This is a genomic window from Paraplanobispora siamensis (assembly GCF_016863175.1).
Taxonomy (GTDB): Bacteria; Actinomycetota; Actinomycetes; order Streptosporangiales; family Streptosporangiaceae; genus Planobispora; species Planobispora siamensis.
The window spans coordinates 90,829-114,627 of sequence record NZ_BOOJ01000024.1; the positions used below are offsets into that span (position 1 = coordinate 90,829).

Below are 23,799 nucleotides of genomic sequence, written 5' to 3' on the forward strand. Positions count from 1 at the left end.
CCCAGGTTCTCCGGACCGGCGATAGGGCCGCGCTAAGCGATCGTTAAGAGCAGTTTCACCCTCTTCCGCCCGGGGATCCGCCCTGGACCCCGCCCAGGAACAGGGTCACGCTCGCACCACCCGCGGGGGAGGCGCCCAGTGTGAGCGCGCCGCCCGACGACTCGGCGGTACGGCGCGCGATGTCCAGGCCGAGCCCGGTCGATCCGGCCCCGCTCTCGCCGCGCTCCAGCGGGGCGGTCGTGGCGAACCCGGGCCCGGCGTCGGTGACGGTCAGCGTCGCGCCGCCCGGGACGGGTGCCAGCCGTACGCCGAAACCGACGCCCTCGTCGGTGTGCGCGAACACGTTGCCGAGCAGGGCGTCCAGGCAGGCGGCGAGGTCGTCGGCGGAGGCGGCGACGGGCAGCAGGCCCGGAGGCAGCTCCAGGTCCATGGCCCGGCCCTGGTCCTCGGCGAGCACCGACCAGAACGCCACCCGGTCCCGGACCACCGCCACCGCCTCGCACTCCTGCCGCTCCTGGGACCGCCGCCGGGCCTCATTGATCACCGAGGTGACGGCCCGTTCCAGCGCGTCGACCCGGGCCTCGATCCGGGCCGCCTCCTGCGGGTCGGTCAAGGACTCGGCCTCCAGCCGCAGCCCGGTGAGCGGCGTGCGGAGCCGGTGGGACAGGTCGGCCGCGTTCTCCCGCTCCTCGGCGAGCAGCCCGGTGATGCGCTCGGCCAGGTGGTTGAGCGCCAGGCCGACCGCCTGCACCTCGGGCGGGCCGCCGGGCGTGGTCCTGGCGGCCATGTCGCCGGCGGCCAGCCGGTGCGAGACCTTCGCCAGCGAGGAGATCGGCCGGATCACCGCGCGGGCCAGCCGGTCGGCCACCAGGATGCCCAGGCCGATCAACGCCAGCCCGAGCACCAGCAGCCCCGCCTGCACCTGGGTGACGCCCCTGGTCAGCTCGTCGTCGCTGAGGAGGACCCGGACCACCGCCGTGCCGCCGGGCGCCCCCTGGACCGCGACCAGGATCTCCCGGCCACCGGGCACGGCCGCGGTGACGCTGCGCCCGCGCGCGGCCAGCTCGACCGCGGCGGACCTCTCGGCGGGGGCGCCGACGACCCTGCCGTCGCCGAGGAAGACCGTGGTCGGATGCGCGGCCCGCTCCGCGGTGAGCCTCAGGGTCTCGACGTCCACCGCGCCGACGGCGACCGCCACCGACTCGGCCTCGCCGCTCGCCCGGTCCACGGCGCCGCTCTCGGCGGACGTGCGGACCAGCAGGGCGAGGGGGACCAGCAGGGCGACGAGGACGAGGGAGGTGGTCGCCGCGACCAGCAGGGCCAGCCAGCGCCTCACGACGGTTCGGCCAGCCGGACGCCCACGCCGCGCACCGTGTGCAGGTAGCGGGGCGCGGCGGAGGTCTCGCCGAGCTTGCGGCGCAGCCACGACAGGTGGACGTCGACGGTCTTGTCCGCTCCGCCGTACGGCACCTGCCAGACGTGGGTGAGCAGCTCGCGCTTGGTGACCACCTCGCCGGGCCTGGCCGCCAGGTAGTGGAGCAGGTCGAACTCCCGGGGGCTCAGGTCCAGGGCGGCGCCGTCCAGCGTCGCCTCCCGGGTGCGCGGGTCCACCCGCAGGCCGCCGACGGTCACCGAGCTGTCCGCGCGGTTCTCGCCGGAACGGCGCAGCACCGCGCGGATGCGGGCGTCGAGCTGGGCGGCGCTGAACGGTTTGACCACGTAGTCGTCGGCCCCGGCGTCCAGCAGTTTGACCATCTCCGCGTCGCCGTCCCTGGCGGTCGCGACGATGACCGGGACGTGGCTGACCGCGCGGAGCATGCGCAGCAGGTCCAGCCCGTCCATGTCGGGCAGGCCCAGGTCCAGCACGATGAGATCGGGGCGTTCCTCGACGGCCAGGCGCAGGCCGTCCAGAGCGGTGGGGGCGGAGGAGACGGCGTGGCCGCGGTCGCGCAGCCCCCGGGTGAGGGAGGTGCGGATCGCGGCGTCGTCCTCGATGAGCAGCACGTTCGACATTTGCCGTCACGTTAGCCGGGCTCGACCCATGCTCAAAGCACGTTATCGGCCCCTTAACCGCGTCTTAGCATCGAAGGTGGCAAGGTGGACGCGTGCGCAGGCGATTCCCTCTTGTCGTGGCCGGGTGGCTGGCCACCGGCGTTCTCGCTACCGGAGCGGGGGCGGCGATGATCACCGTTCTGGGTGAGCCGCTGACGGCCTCCGCGCACCGGCCGCTGTCCTCCGCCGAGATCGAGGAGGCGCTGGCCCGCACCACCCCGGTCGCGGCCGCCCCGCCCGTGACCCGCGCCCCCGCGTCCACCGATGCTCCCGCGTCCACCGGTGCCCCGACGCCCGGTGCCACGCCGGCCGGGACGCCGGATCCCATGCCGACCGGGACGTCCACGCCGTCTCCCGCCACCTCGTCCCCCGCCGCGAAGCCCGCCGGCCGGAGCGGAGTGATCAGGACGGCGGGCGGGAGCGTGATCGCCCGGTGCTCCGACGGCCTGGTCACGCTCCGCTCGTGGAGTCCCGCCCAGGGCTTCCAGGTGGACGACGTGGAACGCGGCCCCGCCGTACGGGCCCGCGTGGAGTTCGAGGCGGACGAGACCGACGTCAAGATCGAGGTGCGCTGCTCGGCCGACGGCTCGCCCGTCCACCGGTTCCACGACTGAGACCGCACGCGTCCCGGACCGGGACCGGCTCCACGAGGCCGGTCTCACGGGACCGGTCTTGCGGGACCTGTTTCACGGGACCTGTTCACGGGACCGGTCTCGCGGGCCGGGCGGAGCCGTGAGCGCCCGCCCGGGACTCACCGGTTGAGGTTGATCTTGAGCCTGACGACGTTCCCGCTCGCGGCCGAGACGTAGAAGTCGTACTTCCAGGCGCCGTCCACGACCTGCACCCACCAGGTCCACAGGCCCTGCTCCCACACGCGCTCGGTCCTGACGACCCGCCCGTCCGGGACGTACCCCCTGACGATCTCGACGGCCTGGCGGGCGGTGATCTCCGCCGCCGCGGCGGGTGCGGGCCGGACGGCGGAGCCGGCCGTGGCGGGGACGGCGCCCCCGGCGAGCAGGAGCGCGGCCGCCCCCGCGGCGGCGAGGGCGGCCCTGGTGATCATGCGGATCTGTCTCATGGTCCGAGCTTTCCCGAGCGTCGGAGCGGTCCTGTCCAGCCCCCGCTAAAAACAGGGTCACGTTCCGCCGTCCGGGGCCCGGTGCCGTCCCGGGTCTGCCGCTGTGATCCGGAGTTGTCCTGGAATGGCCGGTGCGGCCCGGACCCGGGCCGCACCGGCCATTCCGGCCCCGTCAGCCTCAGCCGCAGCCGGAGGCGTCGTCGTCGGGGACCGCGGGCGCCTCGTCGGCCACGGTGACCGACAGCTGCGCGGTGGAGGCGACCAGGCTCCCCTTCGGGGACTCGGCCCGCTTCTCGTCCACCACGATCCCGCGCTCGCCCAGCAGCTCGTAGGTCTCCGGGTCGAAGACGAGATCCTCCCTGATCCCGTCGGGCCCCACCCGGCCCACTCCGATGCCCCGGCGGCCCGCCGCGTCCTCGGCGTCCTGGACCGCGTCGACCCCGGGGATCGTCGCGGCCGCCTCGAACAGCGCGGCCCGCTGCGCGGCGGGCATGTAGTTCTCCCGCAGCAGGTCGCCCACCCGGGTCCAGGCGGCCTCGTCCTCATCGCCCTTGGAACCGCCGTCCCGGGCGCTCTCGTACAGGTGGGCGCGCATGCCCCCGGCGTCGGCGGGCAGTCGCTTCAGCGCCGCGTGGTCGGTGCGGAGACGGGCCGGGAGAGGATCGCAGACCGGCAGCCTGAGCATCTCCACCTTCCCGGCCTCGTCGTCGGCCTCCTCCGGGATCGGCCAGCCGGGGTAGGCCTTCGGCTGCAGGTACTCGATTCTCAGCGAGCCCTCCCTGCTCCCGTCGGCCGACTGCCAGATCACCCGCTTGGTGCGGTAGAGGTAACGGGTCTCCGGGGCGGTCTCACCCGTCTCCGTGTTGACGGACTTCCCGCTGAAGGCGCCGTACATCGTCTCCGACTCGACCTTGACGAACTGGTCGTCCCGCGGCTCCAGCTCCGCCTTGACCGCCTTGGCGGCCCGGCCGAGCACCTCGGTCGCGGACACCGGAGCGAGCTTCGGCAGCGCCACCACGACCTTCCCCGCGGGTTCCCGCCCCGGTCCCGGCTCCGTCCCCGGACCGGTGAGCAGCGCGGGGACGGTCGCCGCGACCGCCACCGCCAGCGCCCCGGCCAGGAGCATCGCCGGAGGCCTGCGCCACAGGGGCCGCGACGGGCCGCGCGTGGCGGCCGCCGCGACCAGCCCCCGCCGGGCCGCGGCCTTCGCCTCGGGGGCGTACGGCGGCGCGTCCGGGCGGGCGCGCGCCACCAGCTGGATCTCGTCCTCGTTCATGCGTGCGACTCCAGGGAACGGCGGATCTTGGTTCGGGTCCGGGACAGCCGGGAGCGCACGGTCCCGATCGGGATGCCGAGCGCCTCGGCGGCCTCCTCGTAGGTCAGCTCGGCCCAGGCGACCAGCAGCAGCAGGTCCCGTTCGGCGGAGCTGAGCCCGGCCAGGGCGGCGGCCAGCGCGGGGCGCAGCCCGTCGGCGGTCACCCGCTCCGCGCTGCGCTCCTCGAAGTCGGCCGCCCGCTCGGGAGCCTGCCGGGCCAGGGCCTTGAGCCTGCGCGTCTCGGCCCTGCGGTGGCCGGAGATCAGCTTCGAGGCGATGCCGTACAGCCAGGGCCGGGCGTCGGAGCGGGTCAGGTCGTAGCGGGTGCGCTTGCGGAACGCCACCAGGAACGTCTCGGCCGTCACGTCGTCGGCCGCGGTGACGTCGTCCAGGCGCCGGGCCGCGTACCGGTGGATCTCGTCGGCGTGCCGGTCGAACAGCCCGGCGAACCTGTCGGGGTCGGCCAGCGACTCCTCGATCAGCGCCGCGTCGGAGGCCAGAGTGGCGACCAGGGCGGACAGCGGAGCGGAGGGCGCGATAGGGGGCGCGGCAGGCGTCGCGGCCCGGTCGGGGAACGCCAGCGTCACCACCTGTTTCGTCCAGTCATCAGAGGGTCCTTGTCTGAGAGCGCGGACGCGCTCACACCCTCTACTCCGCCGCTGGACGCCGTACGGTTCCCCGGCTCGGCGGACGACTCGACGGACGGCTCAACGGACCTCGACGACCAGGGGCGGCGAGGTGACGCGGAACCGGGGCACCTGGCTGACGAGGGCCAGGACCTCGGGGACGTCCGTCTGGTTGATGCGGCCGAGCCACTGCTCCGGGGCGCTGCTCTGCGTGTCGAGAGTCAGAGTGTAGACGTAGGACCCGGGTGCCTCGGGCACGAAGGTCTCGAAGGTGGCCAGCGACCGGGACGCGCAGGGATCGAAGGGCTCTCCCGGAGCCAGGCGGACGAAGTCGGAGACCCGCAGCGCGGCGACGAGCGGGTCTTCGGCGGCGGGCGGCGCGGCGACGATCTGGCCGCCCAGGGAGACCGCGGGGCGATAGCGGGGATAGCGGCTGCCGTCCTCCGAGCCGTCCAGGACGCCGACGAGCAGGAGCTCGGTCGTGCCGACGACGGAGACGCTGACGGGGACCGGTTTCCCGGCGGGGTGCGGCCCGCCGGGAGCGGTCAGCTCTATATGGATCACGATGGCTTTCTTCTCGGTGTCGTGGCCGGTCACTTCTTCTTCTGCGCCGGCCTCTCCTTCGTCTCGGAGGCGAGCGCGGCCTTGGTGCGTTCGGCCTGGCGGCGGATCTGCTCCAGCACCGAGGGGCGCAGCTGCTTGCCCTCGAAGGTGCGGACCATCTTGTCGATCGTCCCGGTCGCCTGCTCCAGGTCGCCCTGCTTGGCCTGGGCGCCGGCCAGGCGGCGCATCACCATGTTCAGCGTGATGTTGTCGACGCCCTCGCCCCGCGCCGAGGCGTCGGCCACCAGGGTGAGCTGCTGGATGCTCTCCTTGGTGTCGGGCTGGCGGATCGTCAGCTCGTTGTCGGCGGTGAGGTTCTTGAACTCCCGCTCCGCGTTGACGCCCCGGACCATGCGGGCGTACACCGCCAGCGGGTGCTTGCCGTGCTTGTCGATGACCTCCTGCAGCGCCGCGTTGCCCGAGGCCAGCGCGGGGGAGTCGGAGCCGAGCAGGGTCAGGAGCTTGCCGCTCTCCTCGCCCATCATCAGCTCGGCGACCTCCTGGTCGGCCTGGGTGACGGGGTAGCGGACCCGGATCCTGCACACGGGGGAGACGATCCTGGAGCCGTCGGAGGCCAGGTACTGGGCCCGGACGCGGTACTCGCCGGGCTGCTGGAAGTAGTGCCCGTCGGCGCCGTGGCCGATGTAGGCGCTGCGGTAGATCGCCGGGTTGTCCTGGTCCAGCCGGACCACGGCCGCGTCGTCCGAGCAGTGGCGCAGCATCGGCCGGTAGAGCACGGTCCGGCCGGACGGCTGGGTGACGGCGACGTGCGTGAAGTCGGTGTCCGGGTGCAGGTGGGAGTGGGTGTTGCGGCCGCGCAGGTCGGTGGTGGAGAGCTTGAGCTCCACCACCACCGGCTCGCCGAAGGCGAAGGCCTCCTTGGCCCGCACCTCCAGGGCCAGGCCGGACTGGTCCTCGACCGGTTCGTCGAACAGCTCGGGGGCGATCTCGGCGGCGCCGGTCCCGAAGGCGTTCGCCCCCATGATCACGTCGCGGTAGTTGGCGTGGCGCAGGTGGACCAGCTCGCTGTCGGTGAACTGGAACGGGAATGCCGCCCAGTAGGCCGCCTCCCCGCCCGCCCCGGACAGGGGCTGGTAGTTCTGGACGTAGTTCATCCAGCTCAGGTCCCCGAAGCCGCCGTTGGGGCCGAGCGGCTGCGGCGGGACGGCCAGGTTCTTCTGCCAGGAGTGCAGCAGGTTGAAGGCGTGGCCGATCTCGTGCACGTAGGTGCGCAGCTGGGCGCGCTGGGCCTGCGGGGTGTTGCCCTGGATGGCGTTGTAGAAGACCGCCGCGCCCTGGCGCTGGCAGGCGTCGTTGTAGTCGAACATGATCCCGCGGTAGCCGCCGGTGTGCGCGCTGGCGACCAGCATCCACAACCGCCACTGCGCCACGTTGGCGAAGCCGCTGAAGTGCTGCACCATCGCGTTGTGCAGCTCGGCGTCGTTCCAGAGCAGGTCGGGCCCGGCCGCCGAGGTGGCGACGATGTTGGAGAAACCGGACATCTGCAGTTCGATGCCCGCCTCGGCGTAGGACTTCACGACCGTGAGCACGCGGGACGGGCTGGTCGGCGGCTGGGGCAGCGCGGAGGTGTCGTAGGAGACGAACGGCACGGCCCCGGTCACCGAGTCCTGCTCCAGGACCACGCTGCGGAAGTACGGCGAGACGAACGGGCAGACGTAACCGGCGCCGGGCTGGCCGGAGGCGGTGAGGAACTGCACCGTGGCGTCGCCCTGCGGCTGCGCGGTCGTCCGGCGCGGAACGGTCACGCGCACGACCGGGGCGCCGGCGTTGAAGGTGAAGCTCCCCGTCCCCTGGAGCACGACCTGCGCGGCCGTGACGGTGACCGTCGGGAAGTGCACGATGAAGGAGCCGAAGTAGGAGGTCGTGCCCCCGCTGGTGGAGAAGAAGTCGGCGCTGACCCGGTTCTGCGGGCGGACGCCGTCGACGTCCACCCGGAGTTCGAGCTGGTAGCCCTGTCCTCCGCTGCGGTACCTACCGCGGGTCAGCTGGAACTGCACGTCCCGCTGGAGGCCGGGTGTCTCCTGCGGGCCCGGGGTCTCCTGCCGGAGGCCCGGTTCCTGCCGGAGACCGGACGCCTCCCGCTGCTCGGCAACCCTCCCGTCGGACGGGACGACCTCCTGCAGACGGTGTTCGAGGTCGGCCACGCCGGACAGGGACGCCGATGTCCCCTGGGTGGGGTCGGATGGAGCAGACATGTGATCTCTCCAGTCGCTCTCGTCGGATTTCGGGCATGACGGTTCCGCCGGGGATCCTCGGGCCCACGAATGCTCGACGGCATGCCGCCAACGGTCTGGCCGCACAGACTCGCGGTAGAGATAGTTCGGACACTTCTCCTCGCCCCCGGACCTGTCAATGGGGCGGCGGGAATGTGACCCGGCGGCCAGGTCGGCCTCACCTTCCGGGAGACAGGAGCTCCTCCAGCCCGTGCTCCAGGGCCGCGTCGCCGACCTTCCGGACGACGAGGGGCAGGCGCAGGATCCCGGCCGCCCGTACGGCCTGCGCGCGCAGGGCCGGGCCCGGGCGCTGGGCCAGCCAGACGACGCGGCGGTAGTGGGCGAAGTAGGCGTCGCGGAGCTCGGGGAAGCGGTCCAGGCCGAGCTCGACCACGACCGACCGGTGGAAGGTGCGCACCAGATAGTCGGTCAGGAAGTACGTCCCCGGCTCCTCCTCGGTCATCTCGCGCGCCCGCCGTCCCGCGAAGACGTCGTAGCAGTGCTCCCCGCGCAGCCGTGCCAGGCCGTGCCGCCGGCACACCTCGTCCAGGGCCCCGTAGGTCCCGCAGTCGGCGTAGGCCACCGCCAGCCGCCGGTGCCTGCCCTTCACCTCCCCGACCACCGCCTCGACCTCGGCGGCGATGGCGGCGGGCCGGTTGTGCAGCAGCGGAGGGAGCGGATACACCTCCACCGCCCACCCCCGCCGATGCGCGATGTCCCGCACATGCCCCGCCAGCGCCCCGCACGCCACCACCCCCGCACCCTCCCGGGGATCAGCGGCCGGCGGGGAAGGACAGCAGGTCGACGAAGCGGTCGTTGAAGTCGGGGCGGTCGGAGAGTTCGACATAGCGGATCTCCTCGAGGAGGGCCAGGGCACCGGCCCGCTCCTGGACGGACAGCAGGGCGAGCTTGGCGCCCTCTCCGGCGACGTTGCCCGCGCTGACGATCCGGGGCAGGGCCAGCTCCGGGACCAGGCCGATCCGGACGGCCGAGGCCGGGGACAGGTAGGAGCCGAAGGACCCGGCCAGCAGGACCTGCTGGACCTCGTGCTCTCCGGCCCCGTACTCCTCCAGCAGCAGCCGCCACCCCGTCGAGATAGCGGCCTTGGCGAACTGCAGCTCGCGCACGTCCCGCTGGGAGAGGTAGACGTCCCCGGCCAGGACGAAGACGCGCTCGCCGCCGACCGCGGTCAGCCGCCCGGCCAGCTCCGGCGCCAGCCGTACGGCCTCCTGTTCGGGCACGAAGCGGCCCGAGCGGTCGAGCAGGCCCACGCGCAGCAGCTCGGCCACCGCGTCCACCAGCCCCGACCCGCACAATCCCACCGGCTCGACGTCGCCGATCACACCCAGCTCCACCGAGGGCGCCAGCCGCACGGTCTCGATCGCCCCGGCCGAGGCGCGCATGCCGCAGCGGATCTGGGCACCCTCGAAGGCCGGTCCCGCCGGGGCGGCGGTGGCCAGCAGGCGGTCGGCGTCGCCGAGCACGATCTCGCAGTTGGTGCCCACGTCGACGAACAACCGCAGCCGCCGGTCCCGGTCCATGCCGGCGGCCAGGACCCCGGCCACGATGTCGCCGCCGACGTAGGCCCCCAGCGCGGGCAGCACCACGGCCCGCGCCCGGGGGTGGAAGCGCAGTCCCAGATCCGAGGCGAGCAGGGCCGGCAGGGCGCGCGTGGCCATGATGAACGGCGCCACCCCCAGCGGCTCGGGGTCGATGCCGAGGGCGAGGTGGACCATGGTCGCGTTCCCGGCCAGCGCCACCTCGTAGACGTTCTCGGGGGAGACCTCCCCCTCCTTGCACACCTCCCGGGCGAGCTGGTCGAGCGTCTCGCGCGCCGCGTCCCGCAGCCGGTCCAGCGCCGACGGGTCCAGCATCGTCGCGCTGATGCGGGAGATCACGTCCGCCCCGGAGGGCTGCTGCAGGTTGAGCATCGACCGCACCGCCACCGGCGTCCCGGTCGCCAGGTCCAGCAGCGTCGCCACGACCGTCGTGGTGCCCAGGTCGAAGGCGACGCCGTAGCGCGACCCGGTGGTGTCCCCGGGCTCCACGTCGATCAGCGCGTCGTCCACGACCACGGCCGTGACCTTGAAGTCCGACGCCCGCATGACCCTCCCCGCGGCCCGTACGGCGTGCAGGTCCGGCACCGGCTCCAGGTCGTCCAGGGCGGCCAGCAGCCGCTCCAGGTCGGGCGTCTGGTCGGAGAGCGTGGGCTCGGTCAGTTCGACGTAGCGCTTCTGCACGGCGGGGCGGAGGATGACCTGCCGCCCGACCCCCACGGTCGCCGCCTTCGGCCGGGTGGAGAGCGCGGGGATCTCCACCTCCAGGTCCGAGACGGCCCGGGCGAGGCAGGCCAGCCGCCACCCCTCGCGCAGCTGCTCCGGTGTGAAGGCCCGCGGGTCCAGCCGGGAGACCGGGACCGGACCGGTCCCGTCGGCGTCGTCGGTTCCCTCGGCGCTGTGGACGATTCTGACCTTGCACTTGCGGCAGGTCCCGTGCCCGCCGCACGTCGAGTCGACGGCGACGCCGTTCCAGCTGGCCGCCTCGAACACGCTCACCCCCGGCGGCACGCTCACCTCCCGGGGCGGCCGGCCGTCGGGCAGCAGGCGCAGCCGTACCCGCCCGGACCCGCTCTCCCGGCCCGGGTCCCGTTCCGCCGGGGGAGCGCCGCTCATGCCTGCCGGGCCCGGTAGGCCGCGATCCAGCCGGCGCCCCACGGGTCGTTGCCGAGCAGCAGGTCGGCGGCGCGGGCGGCGGTGACGCACTCGGGGGCCAGGGCGTTCATGATGGCGCTGGTCAGCCCGGCCGCGGCGGCCATCGCCAGGAAGGCGGAGCCCAGTGCGTGCCGGTCGGGCAGGCCGAAGGAGACGTTGGAGGCGCCCAGGCACATGTTGAGCCCGTAGGTGTCGCGGATCGCGCGGATGGTCTCCAGCGTCACGTTCACCGCGTCGGTGTCGGCGCCGACGGTCATCGCCAGCGGGTCGATGACGATGTCCTCGATCGGGATGCCGTACTCCTCGGTGGCCACCCGGACGATCTTCCCGGTGATCTCCAGGCGCTGTTCGGCGGTCTCCGGGATGCCGGTCTCGTCGTTGGCCAGCGCGATCACCGCCGCGCCGTACCGCTTGACCAGCGGCAGGATCTCGGCGAGCCGGTCGTCCTCGCCGGTCACCGAGTTGACCAGCGCCTTGCCCTCGTAGACCTCCAGCCCCGCCGCCAGCGCCTCGACCACCGAGGAGTCGATGCACAGCGGCAGGTCGGTGTGCTCCTGGACGAGCTTGACCACCGAGGAGAGCAGCTCCGCCTCGTCGGTCAGCGGCACGCCCGCGTTGACGTCGAGCACGTGGGCCCCGGCCGCGACCTGCCGCTCCACGTCGACCACCACCTGGGACAGGTCGCCCGCGCGCAGCGCCTCGGCGAACTTCGCGCGCCCGGTCGGGTTGATCCGCTCGCCGATGACGCAGAACGGCCGGTCGTGACCGACGATCACTTCCCGGGTCCGGGATCTCAGGACGGTGTGCACGGCGGCGACCTCCTAGGCGGTCAGGCGGCGGGATATGCGCAGGTCGGAAAGGAGCCGGGGAACGGCGTCGCCGCCGCGGAAGTCGACCAGGTGCAGGCCGCGCACGCCGGGCAGGCTGAGCGCGTGCCCGGCCTGTGCGAGGGCGAGCTCGTAGGCGGCCCGCGACGGGTCGGCGGCCTTCTCCACCCGGTCGATCGTCTCGGCCGGCACCGAGATGCCGGGCACCTTCTCGTTCATGAACCGCAGCCCGCCGGCCCCTTTGACCAGGCAGATCGTCGGGAGGAAGGCCGCGCGCGAGGTCAGCCCGGCCCGCGCCGCGCCCGCCATGAACGCCGCCAGCCGGTCGGGGTGGTAGCAGATCTGCAACTGGAGGAAGCGGGCCCCGGCGCGGATCTTCTTGGCCGCCCGGTCCACCCGGTGGGAGTACGGCGGGGCGCCCGGGTTCTCCACCGCCCCCACCAGCAGCTCCGGCGCCGGGTCGATCGCCCGGCCGGACAGGTAGCGGCCCTCGGCGAGCGCGCAGGCCACCCTGATCAGTTGCGGTCCGTCGAGGTCGAACACGCGTCGGGCCTGCGGCTCGTCCCCGGCCGTGACGTCGTCGCCGGTCAGGCAGCACACGGCCCGCACGCCGTGCAGCGCGGCGCCCACGATGTCGGCCTGCAGCGCCAGGCGGTTCTTGTCCCGGCAGGCCACCTGCATGATCGGCTCCAGGCCGAGCCCGCGCAGGGCCACCGCGACCGCGACGTTGCTGGCGTGCGCGTGGGCGGCGGTGTTGTCGGTGACGTTGACCGCGTCGGCCCAGCCGCGCAGCCGGTCGGCGTGCCGTACGAGCGCGGCCATGTCGGTGTCCACCACCGGGAACTCGGCCGTGACGACCGGCCCTCCCGACCGCACGAGCTCGTCGAACCTCACGGCTGCCAGCCCGGGGGAGTACGGCGGTCGCGGCCGGTCAGCAGGTTGATCCAGGACGAGGAGCCGGCCAGGCGGTTGTCCACCGGGGGACGCAGGTCGGTGAAGTGCCCGCGCCACGGCAGCCGCCGCGAGCGCTCGAACGCCCGCAGCCAGACGCAGCGCATCGAGGGGTCGACCTCGCACCGGCCGTCCTCGCGCACCCCGCCGCACGGCCCGTTGCGCAGTGTCTTGGGGCAGGTCATCGGGCAGGTCATGCCGGTGGAGTGCAGCACACACTGGCCGCACATCCGGCAGTCGAACACCGGTCCCTTGACCGCGTGCTCCACCGCTGCGACCGCCCGGTGGCCCGCCGTACCCGGACTCGTGACGGGATCCGGGCTCGTGACGGGATCCGGGCTCGTGACGGGGCCCGGACTCGTGACGGGGCCCTGGCTCATGACGGGGTCCCGGCCGTGGCGCGGCGCCGGGCCAGCAGCTCCTTGGCGCGGCGGACGGCGGTGGAGGCGTCGGCCGCGTAGCCGTCCGCGCCGACCGCGTCGGCGTACTCCTGCGTGACCGGCGCCCCGCCGACCATGACGATCACCTCGTCGCGCAGCCCGGCCTTCTCCAGCGCGTTGATGTTCGCCTTGAACATCGGCATCGTCGTGGTGAGGAAGGCGGAGAAGCCGACGATGTCGGGCCGGTGCTCGCGGATGGCCGCCACGAACTTCTCCGGCGCCACCTGGACGCCCAGGTCGATCACCTCGAACCCGGCGCCCTCCAGCATGATGTTCACCAGGTTCTTGCCGATGTCGTGCACGTCGCCCTTGACCGTCCCCATCAGGAACCTGCCCAGCGACGTCGCGCCCGTCTGGGCCAGCAGCGGGCGCAGCACCTCCATCGCGCCCGCCATCGCCCGCCCGGCGATCAGCATCTCCGGCACGAAGAAGTCGCCGCGCTCGAACCGGGCGCCCACCTCCTCCAGGGAGGGGATCAGCGCGTCGAACAGCATCGTCTCGGGGGACAGCCCGGTGGCCAGCCCCTGCTCGGTCAGGTCCAGGACGGCGGGGGCGTCGCCGACGAGGGTCCGGTCGTAGAGGCCCTGCAGGATCTCTTGCTCGTTCAACGGGGGGCTCCTAACACCTCGGAGAGTGCGCCGGCCTCGCCGGCCAGGAGTTCGCCGATCTCGGTGACGCGGTCCGGGACGAGCCGCACCGAGGGACCGGAGACCGACAACGCCGCGATGACCGCCCCGTCCCTGCCCCGCACGGCGGCGGCCACGGCGATCAGTCCGGGTTCCAGTTCCTCGCGGGCCACGCCGTACCCGAGCCGCCGGATCTCGGCCAGTTCCCGGCCCAGCTCCCGGCGGTCGGTGACGGTCCGCGGGGTGCGGCGTTCCAGCGGGCCGCGCGGCAGCTCGGCCGCGCCGTGGGCGAGGAAGACCTTGCCCAGGGCCGAGCAGTGCAGCGGCACGCGCAGCCCCACCCAGTTCGTCGCGCCGAGCAGGTAGCTGCTGTCGACCTGGGCGATCTGCTCCACCGCGCCGCCGCTGAGCACGGCCAGGTTGACGGTCTCGCCGGTCTTGCCGCCGATGCGCTCCAGGTACGGCTGGGCGGTGGCGGCCAGGTCGGCGCTGCCGGAGCGGCTGGCGTAGCGGGCCAGGACGGGTCCCGGGCGGAAGGCCCCGTCGCGGTCGCGCTGGAGCAGGCCGTGCCGTTCCAGGGCCGACAGCAGGCGGGAGGTGGTGCTCTTGGGAAGCCCGGACTCGGTGAGCAGGGCGGTGAACGGCTGGGGCCGCCCGGCCTCGACGACGCGCACCAGCAGCCGCGCCGCCCGGTCGACCGCCTGCGTGCCCGGCGCGTTCGTCCTGCTGTCGTCCCCGCTCACCACGGCACCGGCGTCCTCTCCGGGAGTTCCATATTGTGGAACCTTGGTTCCACTTCTTGAGCGTAAGATCGGACTCAGATTCGGGTCAAGAGGTCCGGAGGAGCGGCCGTGTTCCTGAACCAGATGCCCCGCTACGAGATCCTGTCCGCCGACGCGATGGCCACCCTCGACCGCGGCTGGCGCCGCATCGTCTCCGAGATCGGGGTCGAGTTCATGTCCCCCCGGGCACTGGAGCTGTTCCGCAAGGCCGGGATGAAGGTCGAGGAGAACAACGTCTTCTTCGACCCGGAGTTCGTCCTCGAACAGGTCGCCAAGGCGCCCCGCGAGTTCGACGTCCGGGCCCGCAACCCCGCCAACGACGTGCACATCGGCGGCGACCACATGGCCTTCGGCGCGGTGTACGGCTCGCCGTTCGTGCGCGAGGGCGAGGTGCGCCGCGACGCGACGCTCGACGACTTCCACCGCTTCTGCAAGCTCTCGCAGGTCTTCGGCGAGATGGACTCCGCGGGAGGCGTCGTCTGCGAGCCGAACGACGCGCCGCTCGACTCGCGCCACCTCGACATGGTCTACGCGCTCCAGACGCTGACCGACAAGATCTACATGGGCAACGTGGTCTCCGGGCCGAACGCGGCCGACACCATCGCGATGACCCGCATCCTGCTCGGCGACATCGAGACGACCCCGGCCACCATCTCCCTGATCAACTGCAACTCGCCGCTGCGCTGGGACGACCGCATGCTGGACGCCCAGTTCGAGTACTCCGCGGCCGGCCAGCCGGTCGTCCTGACCCCGTTCCTGCTGATGGGCGCCATGTCCCCGGTGTCGATCCCGGCCACGCTGGTCCAGCAGATCGCCGAGGCGCTCACCGGGATCGCCCTGTCCCAGCTCATCCGCCCCGGCTGCCCGGTGATCTTCGGCTCGTTCCTGTCGAACATCGACATGCAGTCGGGCTCGCCCTGCTTCGGCACCCCCGAGTCGGCGGTCGGCCTGTTCTGCACCGGCCAGATCGCCCGCCACTTCGGCCTGCCCTGGCGCTCGGGCGGCGCGCTGACCTCCTCGCAGACGGCCGACGCCCAGGCCGGCTACGAGGCGCTGATGACGATGCTGCCCACCTTCCTGGCGGGCGCCAACTGGGTCATGCACACCGCGGGCTGGCTGGAGGGCGGCCTGGTCAGCGGCTTCGAGAAGTTCGTCGTGGACATCGAGATCCTGCGCATGCTCCAGCACGAGTTCACCCCGATGGAGATCACCGAGGAGTCGCTGGCCTTCGACGCCCACGTCGAGGTCGGCCACGGCGGCCACTTCCTCGGCGCCGCGCACACCATGGAGCGGTTCCGGACCTGCTTCTACCGGCCGCTGCTGTCGTCGTCGGACAACTACGAGCGCTGGGTACGGCGCGGCGCCATGGACGCGGCGGACAGGGCGGGGGAGATCTACCGGGCCAAGCTGGAGGAGTACGAGCGCCCTCCCCTGGACGACGCGGTCCGCGAGGAGCTGCAGGACTACGTCGCCCGCCGCCGCCGCGAGCTGGGCGACTGAGGACCGGCCCGGCGCCGCGCCGCCCGGGTGCGGCGCCGGGGAGGCGAGGCCCTGCCGCGCCATGCCGGCCGGGTACGGCACCGGGGAGGCGAGGCCCTACCGCGGCGTTCCGGCCGGGAGCGGGACCCGGAAGCCGTTGTGGTCCCTGAGCACCCCGCCGCAGGCCCCGGCGATCGCGACCGCCAGCCGCTCGGCGCTCTCGGCGACCGCCGGGGTGACCGGGCCGCGCGCCACCGACACCTCGTAGTCCATCTCGCCGTCCTCGCCGCCGCAGAAGGAGATCTCCAGGGGGCTGTGGCCGCACGCCAGCAGGGTGAGGTCGATGCCCGGGATCCGGCGGGGGCGCGAGCCGGGCAGCAGCTCGGCCAGCCGCTCGGCGGGCAGCGCCCGGCCGGTGACGGCGAACAGGTCGGGCGAGCGGCCGGAGGGATGCGGGAAGGCCAGGCCGTCCAGCCGCTCGGCCAGCCCTGCCACGATCGCCGTGACGTCCGCCTCGGCGTCGGCGTCCACGAGGTCGGCGACGTAGGCCACCGGCCAGCCCACCGGGAGCCTGGCCGCCAGCGCCAGTTCGCGGTCCACCGCGATCGGGCCGCGGAGCCGTACGGCCCCGCCGACGACCACGGCCCTGCCCCGCGCCACCGCGTGCGGGCTGTGCAGCCGGACCGTCTCCAGGACGGCCCGGGGGGTGACGGAACCGGGCAGCAGCAGTGCGGGGCCGCGCCGCAGCCGCCGAGCGAGCAGAAAGTCGAGCACTCCCATGGCCGGGGAGCCTGCCATGCCGCACTTGTGAACGACTGAAACCCGAGTTACGGATGGGTCGCATCGGACGGCGCATCCGATGCCCGAACGTGTCCGGCGCCGCGTCGTGGTCCTGCGGGCCCCGCCACTAGGATCCGCCTTCGGTAAAGCGGACGTAAAGGAAGTGACGATGAACGCACAGAGAGCCGGTGGCAGGCGGCTGCTGCTCAAGGGGTTCCTGCTGGCCGTCGGCGCGGTGGTGGTGCTGGGGTTCGTCCTGAGCGGGTGCACCCGGGTGAGCACCCAGCCCGACGAGGTCGTCCTGCACTACGCGGGCGGGACCTTCGAGGCCATCAAGTTCGAGAAGTGCATCAACCCCTCCAGCGGCGCCACCCTGCTCGGGCCCGGCGACACCGGCTACTCCTACCCGTTCGGCCAGCGGACCTTCGACTTCACCGGGGCCGACGAGGCCGAGTCCAAGCCGCTGACGGTGGTCAGCAAGGACAACGTGGAGATGCGGGTCTCGGGAGTGGCGACCTTCACGCTGAACACCGACTGCAAGACGCTCCAGCAGTTCCACGAGAAGATCGGGCTGAAGTTCCGCGCCTACCACGAGGACGGCGAGTCCGAGGGGTGGCGCAGGATGCTCGGCATCTACATGCGGGTGCCCCTGGACCGGGCCCTGGACGCGGCCTCCCAGGAGTTCGAGTGGCGCGGGCTGTTCAACGACCCGAAGGTGAAGCAGGCCTGGGAGGCCCGGGTCGGCACCCTGGCCAGGGAGTTCATCAAGGAGACCGCCGGGGCGAGCTACTTCTGCGGCCAGAACTACGCCGGCAGCGGCGACTGCGGTGACATCTCCCTGACCATCCAGAAGCCGGAGCCCCCGGAGGCGCTGGTCAGCGCGCTGGCCGCCGAGCAGGCCGCCAAGGCGGAGAACGTCGCCCAGGCCCAGCGCAACGCCAAGGTCCGCACCGAGCTGGAGTCCATCAGGGACCTGGTGAAGGTGCTCGGCCCCGACGGCGCGGTGCTCTGGCAGGCCATCCAGAAGGGCCAGGTCACGGTGGTCCCGGTCCCGCAGGGCAGCGGCCTGAACATCAACCCGCCCGCGCGCCAGTAGCCCCGCCGGGGAGGTGACGCTCCGTCGATATCGAAAACCTTTGCGAATCGTCTGGATCGGCTCCGCCGTCCCGTGAAAGGATGTCGGCTGGCTGTCAAAGGACGATCACTCTCGCGTCGACGGAGACGACGATGACAGAACGCACCGGATATCCGGACGGAATCCCCTGCTGGGTCGAGCTCACCACCCCCGACACGGTCGCGGCCTCGGTCTTCTACGGCGACCTGCTCGGCTGGAGCTGCGAGGACCTGAGCGAGCAGACGGGGCGCTACATGATGTGCTCGGTGAACGGCAGGCCGGTCGCGGCGCTCACGCTGCAGACGGACCCGTCGGCGGAATCGGGCTGGAACGTCTACCTGGCCACCTCCGACGTCGAGGTCACGGCGGCCAAGGTCGAGGCCAACGGCGGCAAGCTGCTCACGCCGCCGACCGCCGAGCCGGGCTTCGGGCACTACGCCGTGGCCGCCGACCCGACGGGGGCCACGTTCGGGCTCTGGCAGGCCGACCCGTTCATCGGCTCGCAGCTGCACTCCGAGCCCGGAGCGATGTGCTGGCACGAGATCAACACCGTCGACGGCCGGGCGGCCGACGCCTTCTACCGGGCGCTGTTCGGCTACGAGCAGGAGCAGATCGGTGACGGGGCCGGCTTCGACTACACCGTGTGGCAGCTGGACGGCGAGCAGGTCTGCGGGCGGCTGAAGATGACCGACGAGTGGGCGGGCGTCGCACCCCACTGGATGACCTACTTCGCCGTGGCCGACTGCGACGCCGCCGCGAGCCGGGTGCCGGAGCTCGGCGGCGAGCTGGCCCACGGCCCCTTCGACTCGGCCTACGGCCGGATGGCGGTCGTCGGCGACCCCTTCCGTGCGCCCTTCACCCTCTGCCGTCTCCCGGACGACCAGCAGGACTGACCGGTCCGCCCGCCGTACGGGCGGGAGCCGCGGGACCGGTCGGCGCGCCGGTTCCGGGAGCACGTCGGCCCCGAGGCCGGTCACCGTCCGCCGGGGCCGAGGGCGCCGCCCAGCTCGGCGCCGAAGTCGTGAGCGATCTTCCGCATGCCCGCGGCCAGCTCCTCCCGGTCGAGCGCGTCGATGCGCTCGGCCGGACCGGAGACCGACATCGCCGCCACCATCCGCGCGCCGTCGCGCACGCCCACGGCCAGGCAGTGCACGCCGAGTTCCTCCTCGCCCAGGTCCAGCGCGTAACCGCGGTCGCGCACCCGCTCCAGCTCGGCGAGCATGCCCGCGAGGTCGGTGATGGTGTTGGCGGTCCGCCGGGGCATCCCGGTCCGCCCGACCAGCGAGGCCACCTCGGTGTCGGGCCGGTCGGCCAGCAGGACCTTGCCGACCGCCGTGCTGTGCGGCAGCACCCGCCTGCCGACCTCGGCGAACATGCGCAGCCGCCGGGGCGAGGGCACCTGGGCGACATAGACGATGAAGTCACCCTCCAGCACCGCCATGTTCGCCGTCTCCCCGGACAGCTCGACCATCCGCTGCAGGTACGGCTGCGCCCACACGCCGACCATCCGCTCGGCCACCCCGCCGAGCCGTACCAGCGCCCCGCCCAGCGCGTAACGCCGGTCCGACTCCTGGCGCACGTACCCCCGGTCGAGCAGGGTGCGCAGCAACCGGTGGATCGTCCCGTACGGCAGCCCCGTCGCGGCGGCCAGCTCCGAGATCCCGGCCTCACCGCCGTGCGCGGCCAGGGCCTCCAGCAGATCCAGCGCCCGGTCCACAGACTGGACTGTGCTCATGGCGCTCGCCCTGCTCGCGCGGGCCGGGCGCTCGGGAGCCGGTGGCCGCCCTCCTCGCTCGCCCGCTCGTTCCTCGCTTTTTCGCTCGTCGGTTGGCTCACCGGCGCGCCCGGCCGTGCTCATGGCGCTCGCCCTGCTCGCGCGGGCCGGGCGCTCGCTCTGCCCGGACGTGGGTTCGGCGCTCATGCGATCCTTTCCGTGCCGCGCAGGGAGGCGTCCAGTACCTGGGCGGTGTGGGCGACCGGGATCGGGGCCGTGCCGGAGCGGCGGATGGCCGAGGTGATCTGCATGGTGCATCCGGGGTTGGCCGACACCAGCAGGTCGGCTCCGGTGGCGAGCACCCTCTCGGCCTTGCGCTCGCCCAGCTCGCGGGCGGCCTCGGGCTGGAAGAGGTTGTAGGTTCCCGCGGAGCCGCAGCAGATCGCCGACTCGGCGATCTCCCGGAGTTCGAGGCCGGGGATGGCGGTCAGCAGCGCGCGCGGCTGGGACCGTACTCCCTGGGCGTGCGCCAGGTGGCAGGCGTCGTGGTAGGCGACCGTGAGGGGCAGCGGGTGCCGCCTGGCCACCGGGCCGAGCTCGACGAGATACTCCGCCAGGTCCACCGTGCGGATCGCCCGGGCCCGCTCGGCCCACTCCCCGTCGAGGATCTCGGCGTACTCCTTCATGGTCGAGCCGCACCCGGCCGCGTTGACCACGACCGTGTCCACGCCCGCCCGCTCGAAGGCGGCGACGGTGCGCCGGGCGAAGCGCGCGGCCTGCTCCGGGCGGCCGGAGTGCAGCGACAGCGCCCCGCAGCATCCCTGCGAGGGCGGGATCACCACCTCGCACCCCTCCATCGCGAGCACCCGGGCGGTGGCCGCGTTGACCCGGGGGAAGAACTCCCCCTGCACGCAGCCGGTGAGCATGCCGACCACGGCCCTGCGCCGGCCGACCGCCCGGACCCTGCGCGGCAACCGGGGCCGTCCCGCGGTCTCGGGGGCGAGGTCGGCCATCGCGGCCAGCGAGGGGTTGATCCGCTCCAGCCTCGGGGCGATCCGGCGCCGCAGCCCCGCGCTGAGCCGCAGCGGCAGCCGCATCGCCCGCAGCCGCCGGGGATAGGGGAACAGCTGGAAGACCAGCTCCCGCAGCGCCCGGTCGTCGGGCTCCCTGACGTGCTCACGCTCCACCTCGGCCCGGGTCTGCTCGATGAGCCTGTCGTACCGCACGCCCGAGGGGCAGGCCGTCACGCACGCCATGCAACCGAGGCAGGCGTCGAAGTGCCCGGCCATCTCGTCGGTCAGCGGAGTGCCCTCGACGTGCTGCTTCATCAGGTGGATCCGGCCGCGCGGGGAGTCCATCTCCTCGCCCCACAGGACGTAGGTCGGGCAGGTCGGCAGGCAGAAGCCGCAGTGCACGCAGTCGTTGATCAGCTCGGGGTCCACTGTCAGATGCCTCCAGCCAGCCGGCCGGGGGACATCCTCCGGTCCGGGTCGAACCGTTCCTTGACCCGCCGCATCAGCGGCAGCGTCCCCACCGGGCCCCAGCGGTCCACCTGCGGGGCGGGCTCATGAGGGGCGGCGAGCACTGTCAGCCTGCCGCCGAGCGGGCCGGACTCCTCGCGTACGGCCGAGACGAACCCCGCCAGCTCCGCTCCGCCGGTCTCCGGCGGGAGCGCGATCCGCAGGACCGCCGAGGCCAGCGAGCCGCGCACCCGGGCGGGCAGCCCGCGCCGGGCCACCGCTCGCAGCGCGCCGTCCACCCCCGAGGGCGGGACCCGCAGCTCCAGCAGCACCTCCTCGCCCGGCAGGACTCCCCACCAGTCGGGGGCCTTGTCCCCTTCGGCGACGCCGTACGAGCCCACCGGCCACTCACCGGACTCACCGGTGGTCCCGGGCCTGCCGGTCATCCCGCCGAGCAGATCCCGTACGGCCGCCGCCCGCCCCTCGGTCGCGGCGCCCTCCACCAGCGCGGACACCGTCAGCACCCCGGAGGGCGCGAGCCAGTCCAGCTCGACCGCGCTCGGCTCGGCCTGCGAGGCCGCGAGCGCCACGCCGACGGCTCCCGGGCTCACAGGAAAGCCGGAGCCTTCGACCGTCCCCGGACCCATCGGTGATCCGGAGCCCTCGGAGCCGGTCGCGGCCGTCCGGGGCGCGGGCAGTTCGGCGGTGATCCAGCGGCGCGCCGGGGCGATCGGGTGCAGGCGGAAGACGGCCTCGGTGATGATCCCGAGCGTGCCGTACGAGCCGGTGAACAGCTTGCCGAGGTCGTAGCCCGCGACGTTCTTGACGACCTTCCCGCCGGATCTGGCCACCGTGCCGTCGGCGAGCACGACCGTGACGCCGATCAGCAGGTCGCGGGCGGTGCCGTACCGGAGCCTGCGCGGCCCGGCGACCGCGGTGGCGAGCACGCCGCCGACGGTGGCGCCGCCGAGGGGGACGTCGAGGGCGAGCTCCTGGCCCCTGGCGGCCAGCGTCTCGGCCAGGGACTCCGTCGTCACGCCCGCCTGCACCCGTACGACGAGGTCCCCGGAGGCGTGCTCCAGGATCTCGTTCAGGCAGCAGGTGTCGACCAGCAGGTCGCAGCGCTCGGGCGGGTTCCCCCAGTGCAGCCGGGTGCCGCCGCCCACCGGTACCACGGCCAGGTCGTGCCCGGCCGAGACCCGCATCAGCGCCGCGACCTCCTCGGTGCTCTCCGGCAGCGCCACCCAGCGGGGCATGACCCCGGCCACGGCGTCACCGGAACCGGCCTCCCGGATCGTCACCCCGGTCGCCCGCAGCGCCTCCTTCGCGCTGAGCCCGCCCATTGCCCCGCCCGCGCCGGGTCCGCGCAGCACCTCTTCCGCGCCGGGTCCGCGCAGCACCTCTTCCGCGCCGGGCCGGGGGGTGTTCTCGTGCGGGACGTCCATCAGAACTGCTCCGCCCGGCCGGACTCGACCAGCGGGTGGACTCCCTTACGCACACCGGGAACCTCGCCGCACAGGCGCGGGGTGGGGAAGACCTTGCCCGGGTTGGACAGGCCGCGGGGGTCGAAGGCGCAGCGGACCAGTTGCATGGTGTCCAGATCGTCGTCGGTGAACATCTTCGGCATATATCGGGACTTGTCTACACCAACACCGTGCTCACCGGTGATGGACCCGCCATGCTCGATGCACAGGTCGAGGATCCGGCCCGAGACCAGCTCGGCCCGCTCGCCCGCGCCCGGTTCGGCGTCGTCGAACAGCACCAGCGGGTGCAGGTTCCCGTCCCCGGCGTGGAAGACGTTGGCCACCCGGATGCCGTGCTCGGCCGAGAGCCGGTCGATGCTCGCCAGCACCTGCGGCAGCGCGGTCCTGGGCACCACCCCGTCCTGCACGATGTAGGCCGGGCTGATCCGGCCCACGGCGGCGAACGCCGACTTGCGGCCCCTCCAGATCGCCGCCCGCTCCTCGGGCTCGGCCGCGGTCCGCAGCTCGAACGCGCCGCTGTCCCGGCAGACCCGCTCCACCTCGGCGAACTGGCGCCGCACCTCGGCCTCGGGCCCGTCCAGCTCCACGATGAGCACCGCCCCCGCGCCCGCGGGGTAGCCGCAGGCCACCGCCGCCTCGGCCGCCGCGATCGCCAGGGCGTCCATCATCTCGATCGCGGCCGGGACGATCCCGCCGCCGATGATCGCCGAGACGGCCTGCCCGCCCTGCTCGATGTTCTCGAACGCCGCCAGCAGCGTCGTGACGGCCTGCGGCGCCCGCGAGAGCCGTACGGTGACCTTGGTGGTGATCCCGAGCGTGCCCTCCGAGCCGACGAAGGCGCCCAGCAGGTCGTAGCCGGGGTCGTCGGCGTCGAGGGTGACGACGTCGCCGTCGGGGGTGACGATCTCCAGGGCGAGCACGTGGTTGACCGTGAAGCCGTACTTCAGGCAGTGCGCGCCGCCGGAGTTCTCCGCGACGTTGCCGCCGATGGTGCACACCTGCTGGCTGGAGGGGTCGGGCGCGTAGTAGTAACCGTGCTCGCGGACCGCCTCGGTGATCGCCAGGTTGGTCACCCCCGGCTCCACCACGGCCCGCCGGTTCTCCAGGTCGACCTGGAGGATCCGCCGCATCTTCGAGGTCACGATCAGCACCCCGTCGGTGCGCGGCAGCGCCCCGCCCGACAGCCCGGTCCCCGCACCCCGCGCCACGAACGGCACGCCGTACTCGTTGCAGAGCCGTACCACGGCGGCGATCTGCTCGGCGCTCTCCGGCAGCACGACGGCCCCGGGCACGACCCGGTGATGGGTGAGACCGTCGCACTCGTAGGTGCGCAGCCGCACCGGATCAGTGATCACCGCCCCCGGCGGCAGCACCCCCGCCACCCGCCGGACCAGCTCGTCGAGCGTCATCGTCGCCCCTCCTTCATTCGTCCCACAGCTTGTGGGACAAAGTGAATTCATCCAACAGGCCGCCGGACGAATTCCGGAACGCGGCGGAGCCGGACGAGGGCTCCGCCCGGGTGG

At 73.2% G+C, this 23,799-nt stretch carries 23 protein-coding genes; 4 read left to right on the plus strand and 19 right to left on the minus strand.

What is annotated here, in order from left to right:
- Positions 1-55 precede the first annotated feature (55 nt).
- Together Psi01_RS13445 and Psi01_RS13450 are read right to left on the minus strand one after the other, a co-directional pair.
- Positions 56-1,336, minus strand: coding sequence for a sensor histidine kinase (locus tag Psi01_RS13445; RefSeq protein ID WP_204064323.1), 1,281 nt, complete (start codon positions 1,334-1,336; stop codon positions 56-58).
- A complete protein-coding gene (locus Psi01_RS13450) occupies positions 1,333-2,013 on the minus strand; it encodes a response regulator transcription factor (protein WP_204064324.1) in 681 nt (226 codons plus the stop codon). Before Psi01_RS13450 ends, Psi01_RS13445 begins: the two co-directional genes overlap by 4 nt.
- 92 nt (positions 2,014-2,105) lie before the next feature.
- Between Psi01_RS13450 and Psi01_RS13455 the strand changes: the two genes are divergently transcribed.
- The gene (locus tag Psi01_RS13455) at positions 2,106-2,666 is read left to right on the plus strand and encodes a hypothetical protein (RefSeq protein WP_204064325.1); all 561 of its coding nucleotides are present in this window, start codon (positions 2,106-2,108) and stop codon (positions 2,664-2,666) included.
- A gap of 137 nt (positions 2,667-2,803) precedes the next feature.
- On the opposite strand, the gene Psi01_RS13460 is transcribed toward Psi01_RS13455, so the two are convergent.
- The 12 genes from Psi01_RS13460 to Psi01_RS13515 form a co-directional block, all read right to left on the minus strand.
- Positions 2,804-3,130 carry a PepSY domain-containing protein gene (locus Psi01_RS13460; RefSeq protein ID WP_204064326.1) on the minus strand — a complete coding sequence of 109 codons (327 nt, stop codon included), beginning with the start codon at positions 3,128-3,130 and terminating at the stop codon, positions 2,804-2,806.
- A 178-nt stretch (positions 3,131-3,308) separates the two neighbouring features.
- Positions 3,309-4,406 (minus strand): CU044_5270 family protein, encoded by a 1,098-nt coding sequence (locus tag Psi01_RS13465; RefSeq protein ID WP_204064327.1) that lies wholly within the window; start codon positions 4,404-4,406, stop codon positions 3,309-3,311.
- Positions 4,403-5,032 carry an RNA polymerase sigma factor gene (locus tag Psi01_RS13470; protein ID WP_239127604.1) on the minus strand — a complete coding sequence of 210 codons (630 nt, stop codon included), beginning with the start codon at positions 5,030-5,032 and terminating at the stop codon, positions 4,403-4,405. Before Psi01_RS13470 ends, Psi01_RS13465 begins: the two co-directional genes overlap by 4 nt.
- A 120-nt stretch (positions 5,033-5,152) precedes the next feature.
- Positions 5,153-5,668 carry a hypothetical protein gene (locus Psi01_RS13475; RefSeq protein ID WP_204064328.1) on the minus strand — a complete coding sequence of 172 codons (516 nt, stop codon included), beginning with the start codon at positions 5,666-5,668 and terminating at the stop codon, positions 5,153-5,155.
- Positions 5,665-7,890 carry a hypothetical protein gene (locus Psi01_RS13480; protein WP_204064329.1) on the minus strand — a complete coding sequence of 742 codons (2,226 nt, stop codon included), beginning with the start codon at positions 7,888-7,890 and terminating at the stop codon, positions 5,665-5,667. Before Psi01_RS13480 ends, Psi01_RS13475 begins: the two co-directional genes overlap by 4 nt.
- 196 nt (positions 7,891-8,086) lie before the next feature.
- Positions 8,087-8,662 carry a DUF1638 domain-containing protein gene (locus Psi01_RS13485; protein ID WP_204064330.1) on the minus strand — a complete coding sequence of 192 codons (576 nt, stop codon included), beginning with the start codon at positions 8,660-8,662 and terminating at the stop codon, positions 8,087-8,089.
- A 19-nt stretch (positions 8,663-8,681) separates the two neighbouring features.
- The gene (locus tag Psi01_RS13490) at positions 8,682-10,580 is read right to left on the minus strand and encodes an ASKHA domain-containing protein (protein WP_204064331.1); all 1,899 of its coding nucleotides are present in this window, start codon (positions 10,578-10,580) and stop codon (positions 8,682-8,684) included.
- Positions 10,577-11,428, minus strand: coding sequence for a dihydropteroate synthase (locus tag Psi01_RS13495; protein ID WP_204064332.1), 852 nt, complete (start codon positions 11,426-11,428; stop codon positions 10,577-10,579). Before Psi01_RS13495 ends, Psi01_RS13490 begins: the two co-directional genes overlap by 4 nt.
- Positions 11,429-11,440: 12 nt before the next feature.
- Entirely contained in the window at positions 11,441-12,340 is a 900-nt protein-coding gene (locus tag Psi01_RS13500) for a methylenetetrahydrofolate reductase (RefSeq protein ID WP_239127606.1), read from the minus strand.
- Positions 12,337-12,777, minus strand: coding sequence for a methylenetetrahydrofolate reductase C-terminal domain-containing protein (locus Psi01_RS13505; protein WP_204064333.1), 441 nt, complete (start codon positions 12,775-12,777; stop codon positions 12,337-12,339). The genes Psi01_RS13500 and Psi01_RS13505 overlap by 4 nt, the downstream gene beginning before the upstream one ends.
- Positions 12,774-13,445: a cobalamin B12-binding domain-containing protein gene (locus tag Psi01_RS13510; protein ID WP_204064334.1), complete on the minus strand. Its 672-nt coding sequence runs from the start codon at positions 13,443-13,445 to the stop codon at positions 12,774-12,776. The genes Psi01_RS13505 and Psi01_RS13510 overlap by 4 nt, the downstream gene beginning before the upstream one ends.
- The gene (locus tag Psi01_RS13515; RefSeq protein ID WP_204064335.1) at positions 13,442-14,206 is read right to left on the minus strand and encodes an IclR family transcriptional regulator; all 765 of its coding nucleotides are present in this window, start codon (positions 14,204-14,206) and stop codon (positions 13,442-13,444) included. Before Psi01_RS13515 ends, Psi01_RS13510 begins: the two co-directional genes overlap by 4 nt.
- Positions 14,207-14,314: 108 nt before the next feature.
- Between Psi01_RS13515 and Psi01_RS13520 the strand changes: the two genes are divergently transcribed.
- Complete coding sequence (locus tag Psi01_RS13520) at positions 14,315-15,745, plus strand: trimethylamine methyltransferase family protein (protein WP_204064336.1); 1,431 nt, start codon at positions 14,315-14,317, stop codon at positions 15,743-15,745.
- Between the two features lie 96 nt (positions 15,746-15,841).
- Here Psi01_RS13520 and Psi01_RS13525 read toward each other — a convergent pair whose 3' ends face one another.
- Complete coding sequence (locus tag Psi01_RS13525) at positions 15,842-16,522, minus strand: hypothetical protein (protein ID WP_204064337.1); 681 nt, start codon at positions 16,520-16,522, stop codon at positions 15,842-15,844.
- A gap of 151 nt (positions 16,523-16,673) precedes the next feature.
- Here Psi01_RS13525 and Psi01_RS13530 point away from each other — a divergent pair, with 151 nt between their 5' ends.
- Positions 16,674-17,600, plus strand: a complete 927-nt coding sequence (locus tag Psi01_RS13530; RefSeq protein WP_204064338.1) for an SPFH domain-containing protein — start codon at positions 16,674-16,676, stop codon at positions 17,598-17,600.
- Positions 17,601-17,731: 131 nt separating this feature from the next.
- Positions 17,732-18,511 carry a VOC family protein gene (locus Psi01_RS13535; protein ID WP_204064339.1) on the plus strand — a complete coding sequence of 260 codons (780 nt, stop codon included), beginning with the start codon at positions 17,732-17,734 and terminating at the stop codon, positions 18,509-18,511.
- A gap of 80 nt (positions 18,512-18,591) precedes the next feature.
- Here the strand turns inward: Psi01_RS13535 and Psi01_RS13540 are convergent, their stop codons facing one another.
- From Psi01_RS13540 to Psi01_RS13555, 4 genes are all read right to left on the minus strand, one after another.
- The gene (locus Psi01_RS13540) at positions 18,592-19,353 is read right to left on the minus strand and encodes an IclR family transcriptional regulator (protein WP_204064340.1); all 762 of its coding nucleotides are present in this window, start codon (positions 19,351-19,353) and stop codon (positions 18,592-18,594) included.
- A gap of 182 nt (positions 19,354-19,535) precedes the next feature.
- Positions 19,536-20,774 carry a (Fe-S)-binding protein gene (locus Psi01_RS13545; RefSeq protein ID WP_204064341.1) on the minus strand — a complete coding sequence of 413 codons (1,239 nt, stop codon included), beginning with the start codon at positions 20,772-20,774 and terminating at the stop codon, positions 19,536-19,538.
- 2 nt (positions 20,775-20,776) lie between these two features.
- The gene (locus tag Psi01_RS13550) at positions 20,777-22,237 is read right to left on the minus strand and encodes an FAD-binding oxidoreductase (RefSeq protein WP_239127608.1); all 1,461 of its coding nucleotides are present in this window, start codon (positions 22,235-22,237) and stop codon (positions 20,777-20,779) included.
- Positions 22,237-23,685 (minus strand): FAD-linked oxidase C-terminal domain-containing protein, encoded by a 1,449-nt coding sequence (locus Psi01_RS13555; protein WP_204064342.1) that lies wholly within the window; start codon positions 23,683-23,685, stop codon positions 22,237-22,239. The genes Psi01_RS13550 and Psi01_RS13555 overlap by 1 nt, the downstream gene beginning before the upstream one ends.
- Positions 23,686-23,799: the final 114 nt, after the last annotated feature.